We start from the raw sequence: 17,244 nt of genomic DNA on the forward strand, positions 1-17,244 counted from the left end.
GTGCTCGAAAGAATTAAAGTGTGCTTCACAGAAAGCATCCAGACTCAGATTGCCGCGGCGGAAGCCCTTCCAGATGCTATCTCGCGTGCCGCAATGACGCTGGTGCAATCCCTGCTTAATGGCAACAAAATCCTCTGTTGTGGCAACGGCACGTCAGCCGCCAACGCACAGCATTTTGCTGCCAGCATGATCAATCGCTTTGAAACAGAACGCCCTAGTTTACCCGCCATTGCACTTAATACCGATAATGTGGTCTTAACGGCGATTGCTAACGATCGTCTGCATGACGAAATTTACGCAAAGCAGGTGCGAGCCCTGGGTCACGCCGGAGATGTGCTGCTGGCCATCTCCACGCGCGGCAATAGCCGGGATATTGTCAAAGCCGTTGAAGCCGCCGTCACCCGCGACATGACCATCGTGGCCTTAACCGGCTATGACGGGGGTGAGCTTGCGGGTCTGCTTGGGCCGCAGGATGTGGAAATCCGCATTCCGTCTCACCGGAGCGCACGTATTCAGGAAATGCATATGCTCACGGTGAACTGCTTATGCGACTTGATCGATAACACGCTTTTCCCTCACCAGGATGATTAAGGAGTTCTTATGAAGGCTTTATCGACCCTCGCAGTCCTTATGTCTGCATTACTGCTTCAGGGATGTATCGCTGCGGCCGTTGTGGGTACCGCCGCGGTAGGCACCAAAGCGGCAACCGATCCGCGCTCTGTGGGGACACAGGTGGATGACGGTACGCTGGAGCTGCGCGTTAACAGTGCGCTGTCGAAAGACGAACAGATCAAGAAAGAGGCGCGTATTAACGTGACGGCTTACCAGGGCAAAGTGCTGCTGGCCGGCCAGGCGCCGAATATGGAACTCGCCTCGCGTGCGAAACAGATTGCGATGGGCGTCGAAGGAACCACAGAGGTGTTTAACGAAGTGCGTCAGGGCAAGCCAATTGGCCTGGGTGATGCCTCTTCCGATACCTGGATCACCACCAAAGTGCGTTCCCAGCTGCTGGGCTCGGACCAGGTGAAATCCTCTAACGTGAAAGTGACGACTGAAAACGGCGAAGTGTTCCTGCTGGGTCTGGTGACCGACCGTGAAGGGAAAGCGGCGGCCGATATTGCCAGCCGGGTGAGCGGCGTGAAGCACGTCACCACCGCGTTTACTTACATCAAGTAAGCCACACCTTACTGTAGGCCCGGTAAGCGCTAGCGCCACCGGGCTTTTTTTTACAGCAACGCAATACTCCCCACTATCACCCCGCTCAACGCAACCAGCCCCGCGGTCAACCACAGCGCTTTCGCCGGGAATGACTTACGCAGCATGATAAGCGACGGCAGGCTGATGGCCGGCAACGTGATGAGCAACGCCAGCGCCGGCGCGGTGCCCATACCGGCCAGCATCATGGTCTGAACAATGGGGATTTCCGCCGCCGTAGGGATCACAAACAGACAGCCTGCAACGGCCATCGCAATGACCCACAACAGCGTGTTGTCGATAGCGCCATCCGCATGAGGGAAGAGCCAGACGCGCGCCGCCCCAAGAACCAGTACCGCCAGGATATAGACCGGGATAGTGCTCCAGAAAAGCTGCCATAGCGCCCTGCCCCAGCGCGCAAAGAACCCGCCCTGCGGCTCGCTGACGTCCAGCTCAACCGACGCGGACTCTGGCGTCTTATCCTTCACCAGATTTTGCACCAGCGTGGCCACCACCAGCACGGTCAGCAGTCCGGCCACCAGACGAATGAACGCGAAATGCCAGCCCAGTACAAAGCCCATAAACACCAGCGTCGCCGGGTTGAGCAGCGGGTTTCCCATCCAGAACGCCAATGCTCCGCCCATTGATACGCGCTGGCGACGCATCCCTGCCGCCACGGGCGCAGCGCAGCAGGAGCACATCATGCCCGGCAGGGAGAAGATCGTTCCGATCAGCGTACCCTGAAAGCGCGGCTGTCCGAGGGTTTTCACCAGCCAGTTGCGCGGGATCAGCACCTGAATCAGTGAGCCCAGGATCACGCCTAAGACGGCGGCCTTCCAGACGGCAAGGAAGTAGACCATGGCATAGTCCCACGCTGCCTGAAGCGGGCTGGCATCAGCCTGAGCGAGAATAGATTTACCGATGCTGTGCGTTTCGGCGGCGGTGAAGGCTTTGCCGTAGTACGGCTGCCATTTCACGTACCAGAGGCCAACGATGACCACGAGAAAGAAGAGTGCGGGCTTCCACCATTGAACAGGTGTTGCCGCCTGAGATGAAGACTGACCAGTCATAGCATTCCCCGGAGAGTATTAGGTTATTAGCCGGGGGAGTTTACGCCTCGCCCTGCGCGATTTCACGCAGTTTTGCCGAAGGGATAATGTTTACGCCCGCTTTCGACGGGGCCAGCCCCTCTTTTAACATCGCCCGCGCGACGTCCCGCGCCTCGATGGCTTTCCAGTTGCCTGGAAGAATGCGAAACAGCGGAGCCAGGATCGACTCGTTAAATCTGCGTTCATCCCGGTGGCCGATCAGCATCGAGGGGCGCACTATCGTCAGTTGCTCCCATTTCTGCGCAATTAGCGCATCCTCCATCTTGCCCTTCACCTTGTTGTAGAAGAAAGGCGATCCGGCACTGGCGCCCAGCGCGCTGACCACCAGAAAATGTCTGGCCCCCAGCTTTTTCGCCGTAAGCGCGGTGTCCACCACCAGCGTATAGTCGGCGTGGATAAATGCCTCTTTGCTCCCCGCCTCCCGCCGCGTGGTGCCCAGACAGCAAAAGGCGATATCAATCGGGTCCTGCACCTGCGCCAGCGCGTCCGTCAGCTGAGGATCGTGCGGATTAAAGACGCCGGAAATGTCCGCCAGCGGTCGACGCGTCGGGGCGGCGATGTAGTTCACGCGGCGGTCCTGAATCAGCAGCCGCAGCAGATGATCGCCCACTAGCCCGGTAGCCCCGGTAATCAAAACCTGACTCATCGTATCCCCTTTACAGAATTGTCCGTTTGCGAACTCAGCGTCATCGACCACACTTAGAAGTCTGTTACAGGTAAGTATTTACCACAAGCGGAGAAAAATCAGTCTGAAGCCAAAACAACGGAGGAAGCATGGGCAAGAAAATCGCAGTCTTGATTACCGACGAGTTTGAAGATTCAGAATTCACCTCTCCTGCAGAGGCGTTCCGCAAGGCGGGACATGAGGTCATCACCATTGAGAAAGAGGCAGGCAAAACGGTCACAGGCCATAAGGGCGAGGCGACCGTAACCATTGATGAGACCATCGATAACGTTAGCCCCTCAGATTTCGACGCCCTGCTGTTACCGGGCGGCCATTCACCGGATTCCCTGCGCGGGGACGAGCGCTTCGTGACCTTCACCCGGGATTTTGTCTCTACCGGTAAACCGGTCTTTGCCATCTGTCACGGCCCGCAGCTGCTCATCAGCGCAGAAGTGGTCCGCGGACGTAAGCTTACCGCCGTGAAACCGATCGTTATCGATCTGAAAAATGCGGGGGCCGAGTTTTACGATCAGGAGGTAGTCAACGACAAAGACCAGCTGATCACCAGCCGAACCCCGGACGATCTCCCGGCGTTTAACCGCGAAGCGCTACGCCTGCTCGGCGCGTAGCCAGTGCAGCTTCTTGCCAAAGCCAAGGGTGTTGTCGGTAAATTTCAGCTCATCGAGGCGGATTTCCCACACCGGGGCTTTTAGCGCAGCGGCAACGGGAAAGCGACGCGTGTAGAGCTTACGGCGCGCGTCGCTCTCTTCGCCGTCCAGACGACGGATCTCCCCTTTGAACTGCACACCGCGGATCAGCGCGACCGTTTTCGGCTGACCGTTTACCGTGCCCGCGACCTTTGCCTGCTGGCCGGTCATCTGCGCATGACGCGTTTTGTCTTCACTCATGACATAAAACGCCACGCGCTGCGGATCGTAGTAGTAAAACGCGTTTGCGCACCACATCTCACCCTCGCTGTAGACGCACCAGGTGACGACGTGCTGCTTCGCCAGCCAGCGGTTGATGGCTGCCAGTGTTTCCATTTTCGTTCTCTCTCATGCTATGGTGCGTTCACCTTAACATACTGAATCCATTTACCGTGTGCTGGTTTCTCTATCTTGTCCGAACCGCTGATAACGCACTCTACACCGGGATCACCACCGATGTGGCGCGACGTTTTTTACAACATCAAACGGGGAAAGGGGCAAAAGCACTGCGGGGAAAAGGGGAATTACAGCTCGCCTTTTCGGCGCCCGTCGGTGACCGATCGCTGGCGCTCAGGCTGGAATACCGCATCAAACAGCTGACGAAGCGCCAGAAAGAGCGCCTCGTGACCGGAGACGGCTCCTTTGAGGCGCTACGCGAGAGCCTGATTAAAAGCGATTGAAATGGTCGTGGTACTCGACCAGGCCACTGACGCCGTTGAGCGCGTCGTCCGCCAGACGGTGTACCTGGAAAGCGGATTCCGTACCCGGCCAGCGGCAGCGCAGATCGTAATGCGCGGCCTGCTCGAAGCCTAAACGACCATAGAACGCCGGATCGCCCAGCGCAACAACGGCCGCATAACCGAACTCATTGAGCGAATCCAGCCCTTCATAGACCAGCTGACGCGCCAGACCTTGCCCGCGATAGTTTGCATCTACCGCCAGCGGCGCCATGCCGACCCACTGCAGCTCTTCGCCCTGAACGGTGACTGGACTGAAGGCAACATAGCCCACCACCTGACCTTCGTCATCGGTGGCGACCAGCCCCAGCGTAATCAAACCGTCTTCGCGGAGATCGTGGACCAGCTGGGCTTCGGCATCGCTCGCGAAAGCACGGCGCAGCAGCGCATCGATCCCCGGCGCATCAATCCCTATTTCGACTCGAATCAGCATGGCTCACCTACTGAAGTGTGTTTACTGTCCGGCGGGGCTTTCAGCCCGGCCTCAACGAAATCTGCCATTTGCATTAACATCACGCGCAGCGCTTTCGGCATCTGCTCCAGCTCAATGGCATCCATTAAATTCTTCACGTACAGGCCCAGCTCCGTGTCGCCTTCAATCACCAGACGGCGCTGGAAGAAGAGCGTATCCGGATCCTGCTTACGCGCGGCGATCATCAGCAGATCGCTGGCGTTGGCGCTAAAGCTCACATCCGCCTCGGCGGTTTCGCGGACGATCAGCTGGTCATTCTCAACGGAGGTAAACCAGCGCAGCCCGATGTCACGCACTTCAATGCTTAACCAGCGGCCCTCCAGGAATTCCAGCTCGCCATCCTGCAGCGCCTGGCGGAACTGCCAGCTCAGGACCTGCTCCAGCACCTGACGTTTAAGCGCGAACGGCGCCAGCTTGACCGGCACGCTCAGCATTGATGGACCAAATTGTACGAGACGTGAACGCAGTTTATCCAGCACGAGCTTTACTCCCTGATATCTATAGTCCTGCTATTTTGCCATATCCGAAGCGCAACATAGCGGCGTAAATCAACAAACCGTCGTTCGCCGTAGCTCATTATTGGTGTCATCAATACGCCATTAGCTGCCTTAAATCAAAAATTGTCGCCTATGGGTTAATTAAAATCCCAGCTCGTTAACAATTTTGCGATCGACTACATCAGGATAAATTATGGAGCTGCTCTGCCCTGCCGGAAATCTTCCGGCGCTTAAGGCGGCCATCGAAAATGGGGCCGATGCGGTCTATATCGGGCTGAAAGATGATACCAACGCCCGTCATTTTGCTGGCCTCAACTTTACGGAGAAAAAGCTTCAGGAAGCCGTTAACTTCGTTCACCAGCACCGCCGCAAACTGCATATCGCCATCAATACCTTTGCTCATCCTGACGGCTACGCCCGCTGGCAGCGCGCGGTGGATATGGCAGCACAGCTAGGTGCCGATGCGCTGATCCTGGCCGACCTCGCCATGCTTGAGTATGCGGCAGAACGCTATCCCCATATTGAGCGCCACGTCTCTGTTCAGGCATCTGCTACCAACGAAGAGGCCGTGCGTTTTTATCACCAACACTTTGACGTGGCCCGCGTGGTGCTGCCGCGCGTGCTCTCTATTCATCAGGTTAAGCAACTCGCACGCGTCACGCCAGTGCCGCTGGAGGTTTTTGCCTTTGGCAGCCTGTGCATTATGGCCGAAGGCCGTTGCTATCTTTCTTCGTATTTAACCGGTGAATCGCCAAATACCGTCGGAGCCTGTTCACCTGCCCGTTTTGTCCGCTGGCAGCAGACTCCTCAGGGGCTGGAATCCCGCCTGAATGAGGTGCTGATCGACCGCTATCAGGACGGCGAAAATGCCGGTTATCCAACCCTGTGTAAAGGCCGCTATCTGGTCGACGGCGAGCGCTACCACGCGCTGGAGGAGCCGACCAGCCTCAACACGCTGGAGCTGCTGCCGGAACTGCTGGCGGCCAATATTGCCTCGGTGAAAATCGAAGGTCGCCAGCGTAGCCCGGCCTACGTGAGCCAGGTGGCGAAAGTGTGGCGTCAGGCCATCGACCGCTGCATGGCGGACCCGCAGAACTACGCTCCGCAGCAGGCCTGGATGGAAACGCTCGGATCGATGTCCGAAGGCACGCAAACCACGCTTGGCGCGTATCACCGTAAATGGCAGTGAGAAAATCATGAAATATTCATTAGGGCCGGTGCTCTACTACTGGCCAAAAGAGACGCTGGAAGATTTTTACCAACAGGCCGCCACCAGCAGCGCCGATGTGATTTACCTCGGCGAAGCGGTGTGCAGCAAGCGCCGCGCCACCAAAGTGGGCGACTGGCTGGATATGGCGAAAAGCCTGGCCGGCAGCGGCAAGCAGGTGGTGCTCTCCACGCTTGCGCTGGTGCAGGCCTCTTCCGAACTGGGCGAGCTGAAGCGCTACGTCGAAAACGGCGAGTTCCTGCTGGAAGCGAGCGATCTCGGCGTGGTGAACATGTGCGCCGAACGCAAGCTGCCGTTTGTCGCGGGTCATGCCCTGAACTGCTACAACGCCGTGACCCTGCGCCTGCTGCTCAAACAGGGGATGACGCGCTGGTGCATGCCGGTGGAACTCTCCCGCGACTGGCTGGCAAACCTGCTCACGCAGTGTGAAGAGCTCGGCATTCGCAATCAGTTTGAAGTGGAAGTGCTGAGCTACGGGCATCTGCCGCTGGCCTACTCCGCCCGCTGCTTTACCGCGCGTTCTGAAGATCGCCCGAAAGACGAGTGCGAAACCTGCTGCATTAAGTACCCGAACGGACGCAGCATGCTGTCGCAGGAGAATCAGCAGGTGTTTGTCCTGAACGGTATTCAGACCATGAGCGGCTATGTCTATAACCTCGGCAACGAGCTGGCGTCGATGGACGGTCTGGTGGATATGGTTCGGCTGTCGCCGCTGGATACCGGCGTATTTGCGATGCTGGATGCCTTCCGCGCCAACGAAAACGGCGCCGCTCCGCTGCCGCTGACGGCAAACAGCGACTGCAACGGCTACTGGAAGCGTCTGGCCGGGCTGGAGCTGCAGGCGTAAAAAAGGCTCACTTTGTTAACAACGGTTATCATTTTTTAATGCAGTATTAAAGATTCACCGTCGACAAAGTGAGCTGTTATGACTGACAAAACCCTTCCGTTTTCGGTGCTGGATCTGGCGCCGATCCCACAAGGCTCCTCGGCAAGAGAAGCCTTTTCGCACTCCCTCGATCTGGCTCAGCTGGCCGAAAAGCGTGGCTATCACCGCTACTGGCTGGCCGAGCACCACAACATGGTGGGCATTGCCAGCGCCGCCACCTCGGTACTGATTGGTTATCTGGCGGCAAATACCACCACTCTGCACCTGGGCTCCGGCGGCGTGATGCTGCCGAACCACGCCCCGCTGGTGATCGCCGAGCAGTTCGGCACGCTGAATAACCTCTATCCGGGCCGTATCGATTTGGGCCTTGGTCGTGCGCCCGGCAGCGACCAGCCGACCATGCGCGCCCTGCGCCGCCATATGAGCGGCGATATCGACAACTTCCCGCGCGACGTGGCCGAACTGGTGGACTGGTTCGACGCGCGCGATCCGAACCCGCACGTGCGCCCGGTACCGGGCTACGGTGAGAAGATCCCGGTATGGCTGTTAGGCTCAAGCCTCTACAGCGCGCAGCTCGCCGCCCAGCTGGGGCTGCCGTTTGCGTTTGCCTCGCACTTCGCGCCGGATATGCTGCATCAGGCGCTGCATCTTTACCGCACGCACTTTAAACCGTCCGAGCGTCTGGAGAAGCCGTACGCGATGGTGTGCATCAACATCATTGCTGCCGACAGCAATCGCGACGCGGAATTCCTGTTCACCTCTATGCAGCAGGCGTTTGTGAAGCTGCGCCGCGGGGAGACGGGCCAGCTTCCGCCGCCTGTAGAGAATATGCATCAACTGTGGTCAGCATCAGAGCAGTATGGCGTTCAGCAGGCGCTGAGCATGTCGCTGGTAGGCGATAAAGCGAAAGTGCGTCACGGGCTGGAGGCGGTGCTGCGCGAAACGCAGGCGGATGAAATTATGGTTAACGGCCAGATTTTCGATCACCAGGCGCGATTGCATTCGTTTGATTTGGCCATGCAGGTGAAAGAGGAGTTGGTGGGGTAGTTTTTTGCCAGGTGGCGCTTCGCTTACCTGGCCTACGGGGACGCGTAGGCCTGATAAGGCGTAGCCGCCATCCGGCACAAAATGTTTACTGGTACACCGGCAACAGATTAAAACTCGACAGCACGTGTACCAGGGCATTGCCCGCGCCGAACACCAGGATCAGCGCAATCATCGGCTTACCGCCCCAGACGCGGAACTTCGGGCTGCCGAAGCGTTTACGTGATTTACGCGCCAGCAGCGCGGGCACAATCGCCGCCCAGATTGTTGCCGCCAGCCCTGCATAGCCGATGGCGTACAGGAAGCCGTTCGGCCACAGCAGGCCGCCCACAATCGGCGGCAGGAAGGTCAGCAGCGCAGTTTTAAAGCGCCCCATCGCAGAATCGTCAAAGCCGAACAGATCCGCCAGGTAGTCGAACAGCCCCAGGGTCACACCGAGGAAAGAGCTCGCCACCGCAAAGTTAGAGAAGATAACCAGCAGCAGATCCAGGCTGCGGCTGTTTAGCACGCCGCTCAGGGCCTGTACCAGCACGTCAATGTTACCACCCTTCTGGGCAATGCCGATAAATTCCGGGCGCGGGATGTTGCCCATCGTCCCCAGCAGCCAAATCACATACAGACCCAGCGCCAACAGCGTGCCGTAGACCAGACACTTCACAATGGTGCGCGGATCTTTGCCGTAGTACTTCATCAGGCTCGGCACGTTGCCGTGGTAGCCGAACGACGCCAGACAGAACGGCAGCGTCATCAGAAGGTACGGCGTGTAGGAAGCGTTCACTTCGGCAACGTTAAACAGCGTGGCGGGCGTCACGTGCCCCAGCAGGCTGCCGAAGGTCAGGAAGAAGGTGATGACCTTCGCGCCTAATACGATTGCCGTCATGCGGCTCACCGCTTTAGTACTCATCCAGACGATAAACGCCACGGCCAGTGCAAAACAGAGCCCCGCCACACGCGCCGGAACGTTCAGTGACATCTCCGAGAAGGTGTGATGCAGAATCGAGCCGCTCGCCGAGATATACGCATAGGTCAGGATATAGAGCACAAAGGCGATGGAAAGCCCGTTAACCAGGTTCCAGCCTTTGCCCAGCAGATCTTTGGTGATGGTGTCGAAGCTGGAGCCAATGCGGTAGTTCAGGTTTGCTTCAAGGATCATCAGCCCGGAATGAAGCATACAGAACCAGGTAAAGACCAGCGCGGCCAGCGACCAGAAGAACCACGCACCGGACATGACCACGGGCAGGGAGAACATCCCGGCACCTATAATGGTTCCGCCGATGATCACCACGCCGCCAAGTAGCGAAGGTGACGTTTGGGTGGTGGTTAGTGTCGCCATACAGCCTTTTCTCCAGTCAATCATGCGGTTCTGCATTTTAATGTGACGCACTGTACCAGTACAAGAGTACAAAAGGAATAAAAAAAGCCCCGATAGCATGTATCGGGGCTGTATATTTTACTTTACGTCAGTAAGCGTAAGGCTTATGCGTCACCGAAACGACGACGGCTGGTGCCTTCTTCACGACGTGGGCCACGGTTTTCGCGACGCTCGCCGGAGAAACGACGACCTTCACCACCGCGACCTTCGCTGCGACCGCCTTCACGACGCTCGCCACCGAAACCGCGACCACCACCACGGCGTTCGCCGCCACGGTCAGGACGTGGCTGTGCATCGCCCAGCAGCTGCATGTTCATCGGCTTGTTCAGGATGCGGGTACGCGTAAAGTGCTGCAGCACTTCGCCCGGCATGCCTTTTGGCAGCTCGATGGTAGAGTGGGATGCGAACAGCTTGATGTTACCGATGTAACGGCTGCTGATGTCGCCTTCGTTAGCGATCGCGCCAACGATGTGACGAACTTCAACGCCATCATCACGGCCCACTTCAATGCGGTACAGTTCCATGTCACCTGCGTCGCGACGTTCACGACGTGGACGATCTTCACCACCACGCTCTGGACGGTCACCACGTGGGCCACGGTCATTACGGTCACCACGACGTTCGAAGCGATCGTCACGGTCACGGAATTCACGCTTAGGACGCATCGGCGCATCTGGTGGCACGATCAGGCTACGTTCGCCCTGAGCCATTTTCAGCAGTGCTGCAGCCAGGGTTTCCATGTCCAGCTCTTCGCCTTCAGCAACAGGCTGAATCTGCGACAGCAGCGCGCGGTACTGATCCAGATCGCTGCTTTCCAGCTGCTGCTGTACTTTGGCGGCGAATTTTTCCAGACGGCGTTTGCCCAGCAGCTCTGCGTTTGGCAGGTCAGCTTCTGGAATGGTCAGCTTCATGGTGCGTTCAATGTTACGCAGCAGACGACGCTCGCGGTTCTCAACGAACAGCAGCGCACGGCCCGCACGACCCGCACGACCGGTACGGCCGATACGGTGAACGTAAGACTCGGAATCCATCGGGATGTCGTAGTTAACAACCAGGCTGATACGCTCAACGTCCAGACCACGTGCTGCCACGTCGGTTGCAATCAGGATATCCAGACGACCGTCTTTCAGACGCTCCAGAGTCTGCTCACGCAGAGCCTGGTTCATGTCACCGTTCAGCGCTGCACTGTTGTAACCGCTACGCTCCAGGGCTTCAGCCACTTCCAGGGTCGCGTTTTTGGTACGAACGAAGATAATCGCCGCATCAAAATCTTCCGCTTCCAGGAAACGTACCAGCGCTTCGTTTTTACGCATGCCGTACACAGACCAGTAGCTCTGGCTGATGTCCGGGCGAGTGGTTACGCTGGACTGAATACGCACTTCCTGAGGATCGTTCATGAAGCGCTTGGTGATACGACGAATCGCTTCTGGCATGGTGGCAGAGAACAGCGCGGTCTGATGACCGTCCGGGATCTGCGCCATAATGGTTTCAACGTCTTCGATGAAGCCCATACGCAGCATTTCATCTGCTTCATCCAGTACCAGGCCGCTCAGTTTAGAGAGGTCCAGGGTACCGCGCTTCAGGTGATCCAGCAGACGGCCCGGCGTACCGACAACAATCTGTGGGCCCTGGCGCAGGGCGCGTAACTGCACGTCATAACGCTGGCCGCCGTACAGGGCTACCACGTTTACGCCGCGCATATGTTTAGAGAATTCCGTCATGGCTTCTGCAACCTGAACAGCCAGTTCACGGGTTGGAGCCAGAACGAGGATCTGCGGTGCACGCAGGTCCGGATCAATGTTATTCAGCAGCGGCAGCGAGAATGCTGCAGTTTTACCGCTACCAGTCTGGGCCATGCCCAGCACGTCACGACCAGAAAGCAGGTGTGGGATACACTCAGCCTGGATCGGAGATGGTTTTTCGTAACCCAGATCGTTAAGGGCTTCAAGGATAGGAGCCTTCAGGCCCAGATCTGCAAAAGTGGTTTCGAATTCAGCCATGTAGTACGAGTGCCTCAATGTCAATGGCGGCCAGTCTACTTAGCTCATCGTGAAAATGATTAGCAATTTTCATTGAAAAGTGTGAACCGGCTCAAAGTAGGTGTATTGACGAACAACAACGCCCTCACCAGTTAAGGTGATGGCAATCAAAAGATTACGGGCTGATGTTTATGTCGTCAGCTATTGCTGGTCCGATTCTGCCAGGTCGTCTTGCTCCTGGCCCAAGAGCGATAATTCCAACAATGCATAACGGTGCTCAACGAAGTTGTGTACGTTGTTAGCAACCGCTAATTTGAACAGTGCCGTAGCGCTGTCCTTATCCCCCAGACTTAGGTAGTACTTACCTAAATAGAAGTTGGTTTCACTGAGATGCTCAGCGAGCGAGGTGTTATCCGTTGCGTCCGCCTTGAGGCGTTCCATCAGCGTTGCTTCGCTAATGTTGCCCAGGTAGAACTCGACAATGTTCCATCCCCACTGTTCCTTGTCCGATTTATCGAAGCGCTGTTTCAGTGCCTCTTTTGCCTGCTTCTCATCGAGCTTCCGCTCAACAATGTAAAGCCACAGGCTACGGAAAGGATCATTAGGATCGTCTTGATAAAACGCCAGCAGATCATCTTGCGCTAACTTGTCACGACCGCCGTAATACAATGCGATACCGCGATTCAAGTGCGCGTAGTTGTAAGTTGGATCAAGCTCAAGTACAGAATCAAACGCTTCATAGGCAGCATCAAAATTGCCTGCCTGCGTTAAATAAATGCCTAAGTAATTGAATACTTCAGGCATATCAGGTCGGATAGCCAGCGCTTGTGAAAAATCATTTCGCGCCAATGCCCTCAGACCGAGACTATCATACAACACTCCGCGCTCATATAAAAGCTGTGCGCGTTCTTCATCGGTTAAAGCCCGACTGGCAAGAATTTGTTCCATGCGTGCCAGAATCACTTCCTGCTGCAAAGTCGGTTGCAATGGCACTGCGAGGACTTCGCTCTTACGCCAGGCAGAGTTGCTGCATCCTGCCAGCGTTAAAGCTGTCGCAACGAAACACCAGCGCAAAAAAGGCTTCATTTCCCACTCCCGAAGACAACTATTGGATGAACGTCCTGTCCCCCGGCGGCTTAACAAGGCGTCCTGCCTGATAATAGGCCCTCCGCAAAGCGGAGGGCAAATGGCAACTTACTCGCCCTGCTGTTCTGCTGCCTGTGCTTCTGGCGCAGCAGCTGGCTGAGACTGCTCGGTTGCTTCTTTAATGCTCAGACGGATACGGCCCTGGCGATCAACTTCCAGAACTTTAACCGGTACTTCCTGACCCATCTGCAGGTAATCGGTCACTTTCTCAACGCGCTTGTCAGCGATCTGAGAGATGTGAACCAGACCTTCTTTACCGCCACCGATGGCTACAAACGCGCCAAAGTCAACGATACGGGTCACTTTACCTGCGTAGACGCGGCCCACTTCGATCTCTGCAGTGATTTCTTCGATGCGACGGATCGCGAATTTCGCTTTCTCGCCGTCGGTTGCTGCGATCTTCACAGTACCGTCATCTTCGATTTCGATCGTGGTGCCAGTCTCTTCGGTCAGCGCACGGATTACGGAACCGCCCTTACCGATAACATCTTTGATCTTGTCTGGGTTGATCTTGATGGTGTGGATACGTGGAGCGAACTGAGAAATGTCGCCACGCGGCGCGTTAATCGCCTGTTCCATCACGCCCAGGATGTGCAGACGTGCACCTTTAGCCTGGTTCAGAGCAACCTGCATGATCTCTTTGGTGATACCTTCAATTTTGATATCCATCTGCAGCGCAGAGATACCTTCGCGGGAACCCGCTACTTTGAAGTCCATATCACCCAGGTGGTCTTCGTCACCCAGAATGTCAGACAGAACAACGAAGTTGTCGCCTTCTTTCACCAGACCCATTGCGATACCCGCAACGGCGGCTTTGATTGGCACGCCTGCATCCATCAGCGCCAGAGAAGCACCACACACGGAAGCCATGGAAGAAGAACCGTTGGATTCGGTGATTTCAGACACCACACGTACGGTGTACGGGAATTTGTCTGCTTCTGGCATGACTGCCAGTACGCCGCGCTTCGCCAGACGACCGTGACCAATTTCACGACGCTTCGGAGAGCCAACCATACCGGTTTCGCCTACGGAGTACGGAGGGAAGTTGTAGTGGAACAGGAAGCTGTCAGTGCGCTCGCCCATCAGTTCGTCGATGATCTGTGCGTCACGTGCAGTACCCAGGGTCGCGGTAACCAGCGCCTGCGTTTCGCCACGGGTGAACAGCGCGGAACCGTGAGTACGTGGCAGAACGCCAGTACGCACATCCAGACCACGGATCATGTCTTTTTCGCGGCCATCGATACGCGGCTCGCCTGCCAGAACGCGGCTACGAACAACGTTTTTCTCGATAGCGTGCAGGATGTCGCTCAGTTCGTTAGCGTCCAGCGCTTCGTCTTCAGCAACCAGCGTCGCGATAGTTTCAGACTTGATCACGTCAACCTGAGCGTAACGCTCCTGTTTGTCAGTGATGCGGTATGCATCGCTCAGACGAGATTCTGCCAGGGCTGCAACGCGTGCGTTCAGCGCGTCGTTTGCTGCTTCTGGCTGCCAGTCCCAACGTGGTTTACCGGCTTCTTTCACCAGGTCGTTGATGTTCTGGATAACGATCTGCTGCTGGTCGTGGCCAAATACCACAGCGCCCAGCATCTGGTCTTCGCTCAGCAGTTCTGCTTCGGATTCAACCATCAGCACAGCAGCTTCAGTACCCGCAACCACCAGGTCCAGCTTACTTTCTTTCAGCTCTTCCTGAGTTGGGTTCAGCACGTACTGGTCGTTGATGTAGCCAACGCGCGCGGCACCGATTGGGCCATTGAATGGAATACCAGACAGTGACAGGGCAGCGGATGCGCCGATCATAGCAACGATGTCCGGGTTAACCTGTGGGTTAACGGAAACAACGGTCGCGATAACCTGTACTTCGTTAACGAAGCCTTCCGGGAACAGCGGGCGAACCGGACGGTCAATCAGACGCGCGATCAGGGTTTCGCCTTCGCTTGGACGGCCTTCACGACGGAAGAAACCACCCGGGATTTTACCGGCAGCGTAGGTACGCTCCTGGTAGTTAACGGTCAGCGGGAAGAAGTCCTGACCTGGTTTAGCTTTTTTCTGGCCAACAACGGTAACGAATACCGCAGTGTCATCCATGCTTACCATAACGGCAGCAGTAGCCTGACGTGCCATCATGCCGGTTTCCAGCGTGACGGTATGTTGACCATACTGGAATTTACGAACGATCGGATTCAGCAAAGTTCTGTCCTTTCTTAAATGTTTGACAGCACACCACCGGTGTGCTGTCGATTTGACCCGACCTTCTTCGCATCCTCGCGACTAATGACAACCAACACCCCCATGGGTGAAGCCTCTCATTAGCCGCGCGAACCTCTGCAATGAAGATCATTTATAGCAACAATACAATAGTTTCCAGTGAATTGCTGCCGTCTGGTTGAAAAAAGGGGCCATCAGGCCCCCTTTTCTGAAACTCGCAAGACTTAGCGACGCAGACCCAGACGCTCGATCAGCGCGGTGTAGCGTGCAACATCTTTACGTTTCAGGTAGTCGAGCAGTTTACGACGCTGAGAAACCATACGCAGCAGACCACGACGGCTGTGGTGATCTTTTTTATGCTCTGCAAAGTGACCCTGCAGGTGGTTAATCTGTGCAGTCAGCAGTGCAACCTGAACTTCGGTAGAACCGCTGTCGTTAGTACCACGACCAAACTCAGAAACGATTTTAGCTTTAGCTTCAACGCTTAGAGACATTTTCAAACTCCAAAGTATAAAGAATGTAAGGGTGCCGATCTCTAATTCAGCGACCCCATGTACGCCCCGCAGATTGTTAAACAATTTACCAGGCGTTAAGCGGCGATATTCTACTCGTCTCCCCTGCTTATCGCAAGGTGAGCCGTCATCACCGTCATGCTTCGACCGGATACTCGACGACCAGACGACGCGGCGCAACGCGCCCTTCACCGTCCATTTCGCCTATACCGATGAATTTTCCTTCGTCACCTTCAGTCACGCGTACCAGTCCTTCCAGCGGCGCTTCCGCCGTACGAACCGGATTACCGTTCTTAAAGTAAACGGAGGATGTTAAAGGAAGATTAACAACCGGGAAGTCCGCTGCCGGACTGTCCATCGGCATCAGCAATGGATCCAGCAAATCTGCTGGCGCGATCCCCTGCACTTCAGCCTGCTCTACCAGCTCGCGCAGATGTTCCAGGGTTACCATCCGCTCCACCGGGTACTTGCTCACCGCAAGGCGGCGCAGGTAAATCACATGCGCGCCGCAGCCCAGCTTTTCACCGAGGTCGTCGATGATGGTGCGAATGTACGTCCCTTTCGAACAGTGTACTTCCAGCTCCAGCTCATCACCTTCGTGGCGAATAAAAAGCAGCTCATACACGGTTATCGGACGGGCTTCACGCGGTACTTCAATGCCCTGACGCGCGTATTCGTAGAGTTTTTTTCCCTGATATTTCAGCGCCGAATACATCGACGGCACCTGCATCGTGTCCCCACGGAAGCTCTCCAGCGCAGCATCAAGCTGTTCCGCGCTGAAGGTCACCGGACGCTCTTCCACCACCTGGCCATCCGCGTCGGAGGTATCCGTGCGCTGGCCCAGCTTAGCGATAACGCGGTAGCGCTTATCGGAGTCGAGCAGGTACTGGGAAAACTTTGTCGCCTCTCCCAGGCAGACCGGCAGCATGCCGGTTGCCAGCGGATCGAGCGCGCCGGTGTGGCCCGCACGGTTGGCGTTATAAATACGCTTAACTTTCTGCAGCACGTCGTTGCTGGAAGCGCCCTGGGGTTTATCCAGCAGCAGCACACCATGCACGTCGCGACCACGACGACGAGGACGACTCATTAGTCCTCCTTGCTGTCGTCCGCCGGGTTAACACGACGCTCGTCGTCATGTTTCACCACGCTGGTCACCAGGTTGGACATACGCATACCTTCGACCAGCGAGTTGTCGTAGAAGAAGGTCAGTTCAGGCACGATACGCAGACGCATCGCTTTGCCAAGCAGGGAGCGGATGAAACCAGAGGCTTCCTGCAGCGCTTTAATGCCGTTTTTCACTGCCGCTTCATCTTGATCGTTCAGGAAGGTGACGAACACTTTTGCATAGGCCAAATCGCGGGACATTTCGACACCGGAGACGGTGGTCATCATGCCGACGCGAGGGTCTTTAATTTCACGTTGCAGAATGAGTGCGATCTCTTTCTGCATTTCCTGCGCTACGCGCTGAGGGCGACCAAATTCTTTCGCCATA

The 17,244-nt window shown here is 56.4% G+C and carries 20 protein-coding genes; 7 read left to right on the forward strand and 13 right to left on the reverse strand.

The window, feature by feature from the left end; all coding sequences use genetic code 11:
* Positions 1–591, forward strand: a complete 591-nt coding sequence (diaA, locus tag V1587_RS00005; RefSeq protein WP_003861754.1) for a DnaA initiator-associating protein DiaA — start codon at positions 1–3, stop codon at positions 589–591.
* A 9-nt stretch (positions 592–600) separates the two neighbouring features.
* Positions 601–1,176, forward strand: a complete 576-nt coding sequence (dolP, locus tag V1587_RS00010) for a division/outer membrane stress-associated lipid-binding lipoprotein (protein ID WP_024906379.1) — start codon at positions 601–603, stop codon at positions 1,174–1,176.
* Positions 1,177–1,226: 50 nt separating this feature from the next.
* On the opposite strand, the gene V1587_RS00015 is transcribed toward dolP, so the two are convergent.
* Together V1587_RS00015 and V1587_RS00020 are read right to left on the reverse strand one after the other, a co-directional pair.
* Complete coding sequence (locus V1587_RS00015) at positions 1,227–2,264, reverse strand: permease (protein ID WP_371899167.1); 1,038 nt, start codon at positions 2,262–2,264, stop codon at positions 1,227–1,229.
* 40 nt (positions 2,265–2,304) lie between these two features.
* On the reverse strand, positions 2,305–2,949 hold the full coding sequence (locus V1587_RS00020; RefSeq protein WP_045910091.1) for an NAD(P)H-binding protein: 645 nt from the start codon (positions 2,947–2,949) through the stop codon (positions 2,305–2,307).
* A 128-nt stretch (positions 2,950–3,077) separates the two neighbouring features.
* Here V1587_RS00020 and V1587_RS00025 point away from each other — a divergent pair, with 128 nt between their 5' ends.
* On the forward strand, positions 3,078–3,596 hold the full coding sequence (locus V1587_RS00025; RefSeq protein ID WP_023333577.1) for a type 1 glutamine amidotransferase domain-containing protein: 519 nt from the start codon (positions 3,078–3,080) through the stop codon (positions 3,594–3,596).
* Here the strand turns inward: V1587_RS00025 and V1587_RS00030 are convergent.
* Positions 3,576–4,010, reverse strand: coding sequence for a YhbP family protein (locus V1587_RS00030; protein ID WP_371899168.1), 435 nt, complete (start codon positions 4,008–4,010; stop codon positions 3,576–3,578). The genes V1587_RS00025 and V1587_RS00030 overlap by 21 nt on opposite strands.
* 14 nt (positions 4,011–4,024) lie before the next feature.
* Here V1587_RS00030 and V1587_RS00035 point away from each other — a divergent pair, with 14 nt between their 5' ends.
* Entirely contained in the window at positions 4,025–4,354 is a 330-nt protein-coding gene (locus V1587_RS00035; RefSeq protein ID WP_072163896.1) for a GIY-YIG nuclease family protein, read from the forward strand.
* Here the strand turns inward: V1587_RS00035 and V1587_RS00040 are convergent.
* Both V1587_RS00040 and V1587_RS00045 read right to left on the reverse strand, forming a co-directional pair.
* Positions 4,341–4,844, reverse strand: a complete 504-nt coding sequence (locus V1587_RS00040; protein ID WP_371899169.1) for a GNAT family N-acetyltransferase — start codon at positions 4,842–4,844, stop codon at positions 4,341–4,343. The genes V1587_RS00035 and V1587_RS00040 overlap by 14 nt on opposite strands.
* Positions 4,838–5,362: an SCP2 domain-containing protein gene (locus V1587_RS00045; RefSeq protein ID WP_045910093.1), complete on the reverse strand. Its 525-nt coding sequence runs from the start codon at positions 5,360–5,362 to the stop codon at positions 4,838–4,840. The genes V1587_RS00040 and V1587_RS00045 overlap by 7 nt, the downstream gene beginning before the upstream one ends.
* Positions 5,363–5,573: 211 nt before the next feature.
* On the opposite strand from V1587_RS00045, the gene V1587_RS00050 reads away from it, so the two are divergent.
* The 3 genes from V1587_RS00050 (at position 5,574) to V1587_RS00060 (ending at position 8,541) form a co-directional block, all read left to right on the forward strand.
* Positions 5,574–6,569: a peptidase U32 family protein gene (locus V1587_RS00050; protein WP_023309326.1), complete on the forward strand. Its 996-nt coding sequence runs from the start codon at positions 5,574–5,576 to the stop codon at positions 6,567–6,569.
* Positions 6,570–6,576: 7 nt separating this feature from the next.
* Positions 6,577–7,455 (forward strand): U32 family peptidase, encoded by an 879-nt coding sequence (locus V1587_RS00055; RefSeq protein ID WP_371899170.1) that lies wholly within the window; start codon positions 6,577–6,579, stop codon positions 7,453–7,455.
* Between the two features lie 78 nt (positions 7,456–7,533).
* Positions 7,534–8,541, forward strand: coding sequence for a luciferase-like monooxygenase (locus V1587_RS00060; RefSeq protein ID WP_371899171.1), 1,008 nt, complete (start codon positions 7,534–7,536; stop codon positions 8,539–8,541).
* An 85-nt stretch (positions 8,542–8,626) separates the two neighbouring features.
* Here V1587_RS00060 and mtr read toward each other — a convergent pair whose 3' ends face one another.
* The 8 genes from mtr to rbfA form a co-directional block, all read right to left on the reverse strand.
* Positions 8,627–9,871 (reverse strand): tryptophan permease, encoded by a 1,245-nt coding sequence (mtr, locus tag V1587_RS00065; protein ID WP_371899172.1) that lies wholly within the window; start codon positions 9,869–9,871, stop codon positions 8,627–8,629.
* A 143-nt stretch (positions 9,872–10,014) separates the two neighbouring features.
* Positions 10,015–11,910, reverse strand: a complete 1,896-nt coding sequence (locus V1587_RS00070; RefSeq protein ID WP_371899173.1) for a DEAD/DEAH family ATP-dependent RNA helicase — start codon at positions 11,908–11,910, stop codon at positions 10,015–10,017.
* A complete protein-coding gene (gene yrbN / locus V1587_RS00075) occupies positions 11,903–11,983 on the reverse strand; it encodes a protein YrbN (RefSeq protein WP_100122156.1) in 81 nt (26 codons plus the stop codon). Before yrbN ends, V1587_RS00070 begins: the two co-directional genes overlap by 8 nt.
* A 107-nt stretch (positions 11,984–12,090) precedes the next feature.
* A complete protein-coding gene (nlpI, locus tag V1587_RS00080) occupies positions 12,091–12,975 on the reverse strand; it encodes a lipoprotein NlpI (RefSeq protein WP_371899174.1) in 885 nt (294 codons plus the stop codon).
* Between the two features lie 108 nt (positions 12,976–13,083).
* The gene (gene pnp, locus V1587_RS00085) at positions 13,084–15,222 is read right to left on the reverse strand and encodes a polyribonucleotide nucleotidyltransferase (RefSeq protein ID WP_023309332.1); all 2,139 of its coding nucleotides are present in this window, start codon (positions 15,220–15,222) and stop codon (positions 13,084–13,086) included.
* A gap of 242 nt (positions 15,223–15,464) precedes the next feature.
* On the reverse strand, positions 15,465–15,734 hold the full coding sequence (rpsO, locus tag V1587_RS00090; protein WP_003861789.1) for a 30S ribosomal protein S15: 270 nt from the start codon (positions 15,732–15,734) through the stop codon (positions 15,465–15,467).
* Between the two features lie 154 nt (positions 15,735–15,888).
* Positions 15,889–16,839 carry a tRNA pseudouridine(55) synthase TruB gene (truB, locus tag V1587_RS00095; RefSeq protein ID WP_371899175.1) on the reverse strand — a complete coding sequence of 317 codons (951 nt, stop codon included), beginning with the start codon at positions 16,837–16,839 and terminating at the stop codon, positions 15,889–15,891.
* Positions 16,839–17,243 (reverse strand): 30S ribosome-binding factor RbfA, encoded by a 405-nt coding sequence (gene rbfA / locus V1587_RS00100; protein WP_003024988.1) that lies wholly within the window; start codon positions 17,241–17,243, stop codon positions 16,839–16,841. Before rbfA ends, truB begins: the two co-directional genes overlap by 1 nt.
* Position 17,244 lies beyond the last annotated feature (1 nt).

This window comes from Enterobacter sp. ECC-249 (assembly GCF_043965265.1).
GTDB lineage: Bacteria > Pseudomonadota > Gammaproteobacteria > Enterobacterales > Enterobacteriaceae > Enterobacter > Enterobacter quasiroggenkampii.